Annotated in this window: 11 protein-coding genes and 1 tRNA gene; 2 read left to right on the forward strand and 10 right to left on the reverse strand. The window is 61.7% G+C overall.

The genetic code is table 11. The annotated features are described in order from the left end of the window. Positions 1 to 75 precede the first annotated feature (75 nt). Positions 76 to 999: a tRNA glutamyl-Q(34) synthetase GluQRS gene (gene gluQRS / locus HMPREF2736_RS11335; RefSeq protein ID WP_070614369.1), complete on the reverse strand. Its 924-nt coding sequence runs from the start codon at positions 997 to 999 to the stop codon at positions 76 to 78. 19 nt (positions 1,000 to 1,018) lie between these two features. Here gluQRS and HMPREF2736_RS11340 point away from each other — a divergent pair, with 19 nt between their 5' ends. Then, positions 1,019 to 1,675 carry a queuosine precursor transporter gene (locus tag HMPREF2736_RS11340; RefSeq protein ID WP_070829865.1) on the forward strand — a complete coding sequence of 219 codons (657 nt, stop codon included), beginning with the start codon at positions 1,019 to 1,021 and terminating at the stop codon, positions 1,673 to 1,675. A gap of 78 nt (positions 1,676 to 1,753) precedes the next feature. On the opposite strand, the gene HMPREF2736_RS12905 is transcribed toward HMPREF2736_RS11340, so the two are convergent. The 9 genes from HMPREF2736_RS12905 to HMPREF2736_RS11375 all read right to left on the reverse strand — a co-directional run bounded on the left by HMPREF2736_RS12905 (position 1,754) and on the right by HMPREF2736_RS11375 (position 8,083). Then, complete coding sequence (locus HMPREF2736_RS12905) at positions 1,754 to 2,038, reverse strand: DUF3800 domain-containing protein (protein ID WP_141761028.1); 285 nt, start codon at positions 2,036 to 2,038, stop codon at positions 1,754 to 1,756. Next, positions 1,986 to 2,309 (reverse strand): helix-turn-helix domain-containing protein, encoded by a 324-nt coding sequence (locus HMPREF2736_RS12075; protein WP_083279335.1) that lies wholly within the window; start codon positions 2,307 to 2,309, stop codon positions 1,986 to 1,988. Before HMPREF2736_RS12075 ends, HMPREF2736_RS12905 begins: the two co-directional genes overlap by 53 nt. Before the next feature lie 77 nt (positions 2,310 to 2,386). Continuing rightward, on the reverse strand, positions 2,387 to 2,812 hold the full coding sequence (locus HMPREF2736_RS11345; RefSeq protein WP_141739354.1) for a hypothetical protein: 426 nt from the start codon (positions 2,810 to 2,812) through the stop codon (positions 2,387 to 2,389). Positions 2,813 to 3,030: 218 nt separating this feature from the next. After that, a complete protein-coding gene (tgt, locus tag HMPREF2736_RS11350; protein ID WP_070569511.1) occupies positions 3,031 to 4,287 on the reverse strand; it encodes a tRNA guanosine(34) transglycosylase Tgt in 1,257 nt (418 codons plus the stop codon). Beyond that, positions 4,284 to 6,647 carry an MMPL family transporter gene (locus HMPREF2736_RS11355; protein WP_070829867.1) on the reverse strand — a complete coding sequence of 788 codons (2,364 nt, stop codon included), beginning with the start codon at positions 6,645 to 6,647 and terminating at the stop codon, positions 4,284 to 4,286. The genes tgt and HMPREF2736_RS11355 overlap by 4 nt, the downstream gene beginning before the upstream one ends. A 58-nt stretch (positions 6,648 to 6,705) precedes the next feature. Beyond that, positions 6,706 to 6,793, reverse strand: a tRNA-Ser gene (locus HMPREF2736_RS11360). A 39-nt stretch (positions 6,794 to 6,832) separates the two neighbouring features. Continuing rightward, a complete protein-coding gene (locus HMPREF2736_RS11365) occupies positions 6,833 to 7,060 on the reverse strand; it encodes a CsbD family protein (RefSeq protein ID WP_070421601.1) in 228 nt (75 codons plus the stop codon). A gap of 77 nt (positions 7,061 to 7,137) precedes the next feature. After that, positions 7,138 to 7,572 (reverse strand): nucleoside deaminase, encoded by a 435-nt coding sequence (locus HMPREF2736_RS11370; RefSeq protein WP_070820831.1) that lies wholly within the window; start codon positions 7,570 to 7,572, stop codon positions 7,138 to 7,140. Positions 7,573 to 7,600: 28 nt separating this feature from the next. Beyond that, complete coding sequence (locus tag HMPREF2736_RS11375) at positions 7,601 to 8,083, reverse strand: tRNA adenosine deaminase-associated protein (protein ID WP_070421603.1); 483 nt, start codon at positions 8,081 to 8,083, stop codon at positions 7,601 to 7,603. Positions 8,084 to 8,133: 50 nt separating this feature from the next. Here HMPREF2736_RS11375 and HMPREF2736_RS11380 point away from each other — a divergent pair, with 50 nt between their 5' ends. Continuing rightward, positions 8,134 to 9,138, forward strand: a complete 1,005-nt coding sequence (locus HMPREF2736_RS11380; protein ID WP_070482691.1) for a prephenate dehydrogenase — start codon at positions 8,134 to 8,136, stop codon at positions 9,136 to 9,138. The last annotated feature ends 167 nt before the right edge of the window (positions 9,139 to 9,305 follow it).

Genomic DNA, 9,305 nt, shown 5'->3' on the forward strand with positions numbered 1-9,305 from the left:
TATGAGTGAGCTTCAGACCGACCGCAAGAGTTTTAACATATAAAAAACAGGTTATACTTCACTAAAACACAGCAATTACAAAGATTCCCACGTCCATGGGTCGCGCGACAGTTGTGACGGTTCGAACACATCCAACAAACCATTCACGCTATCTACCTGGCCATATCCGAGCGACCCGGCAATATCACGCACAATGTCGGACTGACGTTTATCGGCCAACATCTCCCGCAAGGTGACAGCACCATCGCGCTTTGCTAATCGACGACCCCCTGGCCCCACCACAAGCGGAACGTGAATATAAAAAGGCGTAACGAGAGAAAGTTGATCAGCCAAATACGCTTGTGCCGGGGCAGAAAACAACAAATCGTCGCCGCGCACAACCTGATCCACCCCCTGAAAACCGTCGTCCACAACGACCGCCAAGTTGTACGCCCAATCCCCCGCCTGCGCCTGATCCACACGCCCGCCGCGCTTCAAAATCACATCATCAACCGGCCCCGTGTAGGCACCGTGGTAGAAATCCTCAACCGTCCACTCACGCACGTGGGCCCGCAGGCGGATTGCGGGGAGGCGGCCCTCGTCGGCGAGGTCGCGTCGTCGTAAAGCACGCTGCTCCTCCGTGAGATCACGGCACGTCCCCGGATACATCCCCGGCTGCGCATGCGGCGCGGATGCCGCCTCGCGGATATCCCGGCGCGTGCAATAACACTCATACGTATCCAGGCGAGCCAGCGCATCTGCATACGCGTCCCCGCGATCGTGCTGGTAGAGCACCGGAGGATCGAAGTCGAGGCCGAGCGCCTCCAAGTCCTCAATCTGGCGCAGCGCCGACTCCGCGGATGAACGCTCCGAATCAATATCCTCCACACGCAAAAAGAACTTCCGGCCGCTTTGGCGAGCAAACAGCCACGCCAGCACCGCCGTGCGCAAATTGCCAAAGTGGAGATCGCCGCTCGGACTCGGCGCATAGCGACCAGCAGGACCTTGGAAAACAGCCATATGTGCAATGATATTGCGCATGTCACCGCGCGTATCCCGCTCCCCATACCCGTACCTGCTCGCCGTGTTCTGCGCGGTGTTTCTCATCTCGAACATCACGGCACAAAAAGGCGTGGTCATCGGGCCGCTGGTCACCGACGGGGCCTTCTTCCTCTTCCCCATCTCCTATGTCATCGGCGACGTCATCGCCGAAGTCTACGGGTTCAAAGCCGCACGCCGCGCCGTGTTCACCGGCTTTTTCATCGCGGTGCTTGCCGTGGTGACGTTCTACATCGCCATCTGGCTGCCCGCGGCGGACTTCTACGACATGCAAGACACTTTCGCCGCAGTCCTGGGCTTGTTGCCGCGCATCGTCGCGGCCTCGCTCGCCGGCTACGTGGTGGGCCAACTGCTCAACGCGTGGGTGCTGCAGAAGATGAAAGACCGCTTCGGCACCGACCGCCTCTGGGCGCGCCTGATCGGCTCCACCATTGTCGGCGAATTCGCGGACACGCTGCTGTTCTGCACCATCGCCGCGAGCGTGATCGGCGTCGATTCCGCCGGCACGTTTATCAACTACGTCGTTGTTGGGTTCCTGTGGAAGACCCTCATGGAGGTCGTGCTGCTGCCGATCACCTATCCGACGATCGCAGCCGTGCGCCGCGCCGAACATCGCATTGCCGACGAGAGCGTGTAACCCACAGGGCTCCGAAACCTGTACTGTTGCTGATGCCGACCCCCTCCACACGTGTGGACCAAGGGGGTCTAGCTGTTTCTAATCTAACTCGCGTGGCCCCCTGGAAGGATCACGTGGAGCGAGGTACTCGCTGTACCAATTGTGGGCGAACTTGTGTTTGGGCACTTTCATTAACGACGAATTCGCACTCCACGCAACGTGATCTGCCATCTGAACGAGTTGGGACGCCCTGGAGTCCAGGAAGATGGGATCCTCAATAACATGCCGAGTTGTCCTTGGGAGTTCACGATGTGCTCGGCGAAAGTTTTTCTCAGTTCCGTCCCTTACGAGCCGGTGTGAAGGCCAAGCGCAAATCCAGCGCAGCTAGAACCTTAAGCAGCGTTTCTACCGTCGGATTCCCAACTCCATTTTCTATGCGACTCAGTTCAGCCTGTTGAATTCCGGCAGCATCAGCAACAGATTGCTGAGTTGCGCCGCGATCATGCCGGGCCGACGCAAGTGCAGCACCTACCGCTTTACGCTCTGCAAGTTCCGCAGCAAACGCTCGCGTTGCCGCATCACGAATTACCTCGGCTGCTGGCGATTCCGATTCTCGATATGGCTGGATGAAGTCTTCAAACTTTGTAGTGGCCATTTGTTCACCCCCACGCTCCGCTTAATAGGTAACCAGCAGCAAGTTTATGTGTTCAACCCCATAACAGCAAGGCGTATTTACTCTCTTTTCCAGGCAGACAAAACGGAGCGCGCTGCACGAATTTCCTTCTGCTCCTGCTTTCGACTTGGATCGCGCAACTTGTTGTATCCACCGAGCAACAAAACGATTCGCTGACCATAGAAAGTGCAATAGACACGAATTAGCACCCGTTTCCGCCTCCACCGCTTTGGAACTTCGCCAACCCTTTCCGCTGCACCAAATTCGCGCAAGATCGTCTCGATGTCACGTCGTATTCGTAGTTCGAAAAGACCCTGCCCTAAATTCTTTCCCCACTCGCTGGCACAGATATCGATGCCCAACGGTGCGAGCACATGCTCAATCGCTACCTCTACGACAGTGCGCTCCGCTTCATCCAACCGACTGTAGAAACGAGCAAAATTCCCACCGTCAAAAACCTCAATACTCCAAGTTGGTTCAGCCAAACTATCCCCCATTCCCCAATGCGATTCACTTTAGCCGGATGCGGCTCGAAGTTTCCCCAAAATCGCTCCAACCCTAGACCCGCAAATCACAGCTTAGGGGCAAACCCGAACTCACCCTGCTTGCTAGATCGAGCACATGAGTGCCCCAGAGGGCGTTTGACTGGTCATCGGGCCGAGTTCGGGTTTGCTCCTAAGCTGGCTGCGCGACTACATGTCCCCTACTTCCCGGCGTAGTAGCGGCCGAGGAACTCGTCGCGGTAGGCCTCGTAATCGCCGGCGTCGATGGCAAGGCGGATGTTGTCCACGAGGCGGATCATGAACTCTAGGTTGTGGATCGTGCACAGCGTGCCCGCCAGGAACTCCTTCGCCTTGAGCAGGTGGTGGATGTAGGCGCGGGAGTAGTTCTCAGAGACGTAGCCGCCGAACTCCTCGTCCACGCCGGAGAAGTCGCGCTTGAAGCGGGCGCCGGCGAGGTTCATGCGGCCGTCCAGGGTGTACACGCCGCCGCGGCGGCCGAGGCGCGTCGGGGCAACGCAGTCGAAGGTGTCGGCACCAGCTTCGACGGCGGTGAAAATGTCGTCCGGCTCCGAAATGCCCAGCAGGTGGCGCGGCATGTCGACGGGCAGCTCGTCGGTCACCCAGCCGACGATCGTGCCCAGGTTCTCCTTCTCCAGGGCGCCACCGATGCCGAAGCCACCGAAGCCACGGCGGCCCTCGTCGAGCGCCTCGCGGTGAAGATCCAACAAGCCGTGCGTAGCCTGGCGGCGCAGGTCCTCGTACTGCGCGCCCTGCACCACGCCCCACAGGGACTGCAGTGGCTTGTCGGCGCGAACCTTGGTCAGGCGGTCGTGCTCGATGAGGCAACGACGGGCCCAACGACGGGTGCGCTCGACGGAATGCTCCTGGTAGGCGCGAGTATCCACAAGCGTGGTCAGTTCGTCGAAGGCAAACATGATGTCGGCGCCCAGCTGGTGCTGGATCTGCATCGACACCTCAGGGGTGAAGCGGTGGGAGGAGCCGTCGATGACGGATTTGAAGTCGACGCCGTCGTCGTCGACACGCGCCATGCGATCCTTGTTCGCCGCACGGATGTCGCCCTCGGTCAGGCCTGCGGTGTCCATGGCGAGGACCTTTTTGAAGCCGACGCCGAGGCTCATCACCTGGAAGCCGCCGGAGTCGGTGTAGGTGGGACCATGCCAGTTTTCGAAGGCGGCGACGCCGCCGGCCTCGTCGACAATGTCGGGCCCTGGCTGCAGGTACAGGTGGTAGGCGTTGGAGAGGATCGCTTGCGCACCGGTGGAGCGGATCTGCTCGGGCGTGAGCGTTTTCACCGTCGCCTTGGTGGCCACGGGGATGAACGCAGGGGTCTGAATGGAACCGTGCGGGGTGTGGATCACACCGGTGCGGCCATGCCTACCCGGCGCGGGCTCCAACTGGGTGCCGACCTCGAAGGTGGTGTCCGTCTGCTGCGTCATGCGTGTTCCTTTTCTAGTTCGGTGCCCTCAACGTCGACCTCGGGGAGGAGTTTGTCCAGCCATTTTGGCATCCACCAGGCGGAGCGGCCGAGGAGGAACATGGTGGCGGGGACGAGGGCCATGCGGATGAAGAAGGCGTCGAAAAGTACTGCGACGCCGAGTGCGAAGCCGAAGATCTGGATGAACGGCAACGGCTGATCCAAGAAGGCGATGAAGACGGCGATCATGATGATCGCGGCGGCGGTGACCACGCGGGCGGCCTGGGTGAAGCCTTGCACGGTGGATTCGTGCACGGCGCGCAGCCGGTCGCCGTCGCCGTTGCGCAAGTAGGCCTCGCGCATGCGGGTGACCAGGAAGACTTGGTAGTCCATGGCGAGGCCGAAGGTGACGCCGATGAGGAAGATCGGCAGGAAGGACAGGATCGGGGTCGGCGTGTTCACCAAACCCCACAGGCCTTCTTGGAAGAACAGGACGGTCACGCCGAAGGCAGCGCCGACGGATAGCAGGAAGCCAAGGCCTGCCACGAGCGGCACCATGATGGAGCGGAACACGATAACGAGCAGCACGATCGCCAGCCCCACCACGATGGACAGGTACAGCGGCATGGCCTTTGAGAGTTCTTCGGTGATGTCCATTTGGACGGCGGTCAGGCCGGTCAGGCCAACGTCGATACCCGTGGCGTCTTCCACCTGGCTGATGGCCTCGCGCACTCCGTGGGCGATTTGCAAGGTGCGTTCCTCTTCCGGACCACCGGTTGGGGTGGCCAGGATCTGGGCGGCTGTGAGGTCGTCGTTAGCTGCGATGAGCTGCGCGTGCTCGATGCCGTTGACGGAGCCGATCTCGCCCATGGTGTAGATGAAGGACGCGAGCGCTGCCTTTTGGGCGTCGCCGCCTGCCTCATCCGGGATGGCTGACATGTACGGCTGGAGAATCTCCGAGTTGGGGTTGACGCTGTGTGCATCAACCACCAGCAGCAGTGGGGCGTTCACGCCGGGGCCGAAGCCTTCCGCCATGAGGTCTGCGGACTTGCGTTGGGTGGTGTCGTAGTTGGAGGTGCTGTCGGACGGCAGCGACATCTCCAAGCCAAGCACCGGAGTGGACAGCGCACCAAGCCCCAGCACGACCACTGCCATAACAAGGCCCGGAACCTTTTCGACGAAGCGCACCCACCGCCTACCCATCGAATTCTCATCGAGGTCTTTCGCTGGACGCTTACCCGGACCCGGATTACCGGCCAGACCGGGAATCTTGCCCGCGAAGGTCTTCGAGCCGAACGCGCCAAGCAACGCCGGTACAAGCGTCAGCGCGACGAGCACCGCGATGAACACGGTGACGGCGGCGGCAAGGCCCATCCAGGTGAGAAACTCGATCTGCGCCAGTGCCAGGGCGACCAGCGCGGTAAAGACCGTGGCACCGGCGAACACCACCGAGGAACCCGCAGTGCCGACAGCCATTCCGGCCGCCTCATCCGGCGGGAGGTGGCGTGCCTCCTGGCGGTAGCGCGACAGGATGAACAGGGCGTAGTCGATGCCCACGGCCAGGCCGATCATGACGGCAAGGACCGGGGTGACGTCGTTGAGCTCCACCCAGTGGGTGGTCAGCAGCACCAGCAGCGCGCCGATGCCCACGCCGACCACGGCGGAGATGATCGGGATCACCGACGCCGCCAAGGAACCGAAGGTGACCACGAGCACCAAAAACGCCACGGCCAGGCCGACCATCTCAGAGGTGGTCTTAATGGCAATCGGCTCGCCGAAACCAGCGCCGCCGGCTTCCACCTGAAGGCCCGCGTCCCGGCCGATTTTCATGGCCTCGTTCACCACGTCGCGGTCCGCCTGGTCGACGGACATCGACGACTCAGCGTCGAACTCGAAGGTGGTGTAGGCGATGCGGGCGTCATCGCTAAGCATGCGCAACTGATACGCATCCGCTTCCGCGCGCTCCCGCGGCATGCCCATCTCAGTCATCTGGCCAATGACCATGCGCTGCAACTCGCCGTTGACCGTCACTGGGTTGCCGAAGCGCTCCCCCTCCACCCCGAGGTGGTCGCGGATATAGCCGACGGTCGCATCCATCGCCGCCATATGCTCGGGCGTATCCAGGCGCTGACCCTCAGGCGCGGCGAACACCAAGTTCACGCCAGGGGCTGTGGCCACATTGCCGGCATCGGGGAAGTTTTTCTCCATGTCGCGCAGCGCGTCGATAGCCGGTGTGCCCTCGATTGCGAACTCGGAGGTAAACGGCTTCATCAACGAAAACGCGCCGCCCGCAGTAGCGCCGAACAGCAGCAGCCACGCCACAATCACCCGCCATTTGTGCAGGTAGGACCAACGTCCGAGGTTGTACAGCAGTTTCGCCACGTCAAAGGGTTCCTTCTGTGATACGGAAAAAGCCCCCGTTGCCGGGGGCTTTAACACTTGGCGGTAGCGGCGGGATTTGAACCCGCGGTGGTTTTACCCACACTCGCTTTCGAGGCGAGTACCTTCGGCCGCTCGGACACGCTACCGCCGACTAGATTAACGGCAGCGCCGCCAAGAAACCAAATTTAGCGGTCAGCTTCGTCGCGGACCTCGTCCGCCTTGTCCTCAACCTTGGCTGCGACCTCGTTGGCCTTGTCCTTAATAGCGTCGCCCGCCTCGGAGAGCTTCTCCTTAGCGCTGCCGATCAGCTGATCGGCCTTGCCCTCGTTCTGGAGCTTCTCGTTATCGGTAAGGTCGCCAGCCGCTTCCTTAGCCTGGCCCTTGATCTGATCAAGCTTGTCATCCAAACCCATGATGTTCTCCTTTTAGTTCGTTGGAATTGGTTCGCTCGCCCAGTGTAGGGACAAACCCGAACACTTTGGGTAACGATTCAATTACTCCTCAGCTCTTCAAAGAAATCACTCAGTAACCTGGCAGTTTCGGCCTCCAGCACGCCGGCGCGTACCTCAGGGACATGCAGATGTCGCGGGTCCCGGATGGCATCCAGCACCGAACCCACCGCGCCCGTCTTCGGCTCCCACGCGCCAAAAATTAACGACGACACCCTCGCCCCCAAAATCGCACCCGCACACATCGTGCAGGGCTCAAGCGTGACCACGAGCTCACACCCATCCAGCCTCCACCTCCCCAACGCCTCGCACGCCTGCCGGATGGCCTCCACCTCCGCATGCGCGGTCGGATCGTTGTTCGCCTCCCGGCGGTTCACCCCCACCCCAAGGACCTCGCCCTCCGGGGAGAACACCACAGCCCCCACCGGTACATCGCCCGGCGGGGTCGTGCGGGCAACCTCGATCGCCTCCCGCATCCGTTCTTCAGCCCGGCGGGCAGGTTTGCTAATCGACGGCATCAGCAAGCTCGTCGCCAAATCCCAACTCGTCGGCGATGGTGTGGGCGAGATCGGCCGGGTCGGCGTCGTCGTCAAGCAAAATGCTCAACTGCTCCTCGGACAACCCCAGATCCGCGAGAATGGCAAAGTCCCCATCAGCCCAGCCGTCGACGTTATCCAGCTCATCCGGGTCGATATCGGGGATGTCCACGTCGGCCTCATCCAGGATGTCAGCCGCGAAATCATCATCCACCGCCATCGTCGCGTCCGAAATCAACACACGCACCTTCGACGGGCCCGGACGCACCACAACCAAATAGTCATCCTCCACATTAAGCAGCGCAAACGCCGCACCCTCGCTGCGCAAACCGCGCACAGCATCAATGGAAGTGGAAAGGTCCGTGAAATCGTCGCGGAACTCGCGCACCTGCCACGAACCCCCAACCTGAGCGACGGTGACGGCAAACCCGTCCGTGAAGTCCTGACTCATGGGACGAAAGCGTAGTCCGCGCGGGCCAAAGTGTCACTAGACTTAACGCGGTGACTACCTACCAACTGCCCCCCATCTGCATTCTCGGCCTCGGACTGATCGGCGGGTCGCTCATGCGCGACCTGACCATCTCTAACGAACGCGTCTTTGGCTACACCATGCACGGGGCACGCGCGGCACAACGGGACGGCTTCGACGTCTCCGACAACATGGAAGAAGTGCTGCGCCGCGCAGAGGCCGACAACGCGCTCATCGTGGTTGCGGTGCCGATGGCGGCAGTGGCGTCCGTGCTGGACCAGGTAGCTTCGTTCGCCCCGACGTGCGACATCACCGACGTGGTATCCGTCAAAGAGCGCGTGTACGACCTCATCGTCGAGCGCGACATGCAGGGTCGCTACGTCGGCGGCCACCCCATGGCGGGCACCGAGTTTTCCGGCTGGAGCGCCTCCCACGAGGGCCTGTTCGAGGGTGCCGCGTGGGCCGTAACGTACGACTACGCGCGCGAAGGCCTTGCCGACGACCACTGGGCCGCCCTATTCACCACCGTCTGCCGGCTCGCATCCGTCGTCGGTGCGGAGGCGGTCCCCGTGCGCGTATCGCTTCACGACGAATCCGTCGCCCGCGTCTCCCACCTCCCCCACGTCATCGCCGAAGCCCTGTCGTTGGTCGGCGACCGGGGCGGAACGCTCGCACAGTCCCTGTCGGCCGGGTCCTTTAGAGGCGCGACCCGGGTAGCTAGTACGGAACCCGAACTCGTGCGCAACATGTGCGAAACCAACGCCGACTCGCTCGTGCCGGTACTCGACGAGTTCATCGAACTCCTCCAAGCCGCACGCGCTTCCCTTGCGGACGATCCGGCGTCCATGAAGCAGCTAGCCGAATCTGGCAACCGCGCCTACCTGCGCATGGCCGCCCGCAAAGGCGCCCGCCGCGAGTCCGTCTCCCCCGTGAAGATTTCTTCCCGCCCGGTCATGCGCGTCCACCCGGGCGCACCGGGCTGGGTCCGCCAGCTCGAGCAGGTGGAGTCCCTCGGCGGACGCGTCGAGGTGTTCTAGGTTTTGTTTTTTGGGGGGTTGGGGGTTTGGGGGTTTGATCCCTGGGGTTCCCCGGGGTTCCCCGGGGGTCTAGCCGGCCGTTTTCCCTGGTCGTCTAGCTCGGTGTTTGTGCAACCAGACGATGAGCTCCGTATTGACCATGGTGTTCGTTATCACCTGGGGGTTTG

Origin of the sequence: Corynebacterium sp. HMSC036E10 (genome assembly GCF_001836265.1) — a bacterium.
Taxonomy (GTDB): domain Bacteria; phylum Actinomycetota; class Actinomycetes; order Mycobacteriales; family Mycobacteriaceae; genus Corynebacterium; species Corynebacterium coyleae.

Excerpts from the sequence above, each read along its gene's own strand:
- HMPREF2736_RS11375 (WP_070421603.1), bottom strand. The coding sequence starts at position 8,083 with ATGAGTCAGGACTTCACGGACGGGTTTGCCGTCACCGTCGCTCAGGTT.
- HMPREF2736_RS11340 (WP_070829865.1), top strand. The coding sequence starts at position 1,019 with ATGTCACCGCGCGTATCCCGCTCCCCATACCCGTACCTGCTCGCCGTG.
- HMPREF2736_RS11370 (WP_070820831.1), bottom strand. The coding sequence starts at position 7,572 with ATGCGGGAGGCGATCGAGGTTGCCCGCACGACCCCGCCGGGCGATGTA.
- gluQRS (WP_070614369.1), bottom strand. The coding sequence starts at position 999 with ATGGCTGTTTTCCAAGGTCCTGCTGGTCGCTATGCGCCGAGTCCGAGC.
- HMPREF2736_RS12075 (WP_083279335.1), bottom strand. The coding sequence starts at position 2,309 with ATGGCCACTACAAAGTTTGAAGACTTCATCCAGCCATATCGAGAATCG.
- HMPREF2736_RS11365 (WP_070421601.1), bottom strand. The coding sequence starts at position 7,060 with ATGGGTTTGGATGACAAGCTTGATCAGATCAAGGGCCAGGCTAAGGAA.
- tgt (WP_070569511.1), bottom strand. The coding sequence starts at position 4,287 with ATGACGCAGCAGACGGACACCACCTTCGAGGTCGGCACCCAGTTGGAG.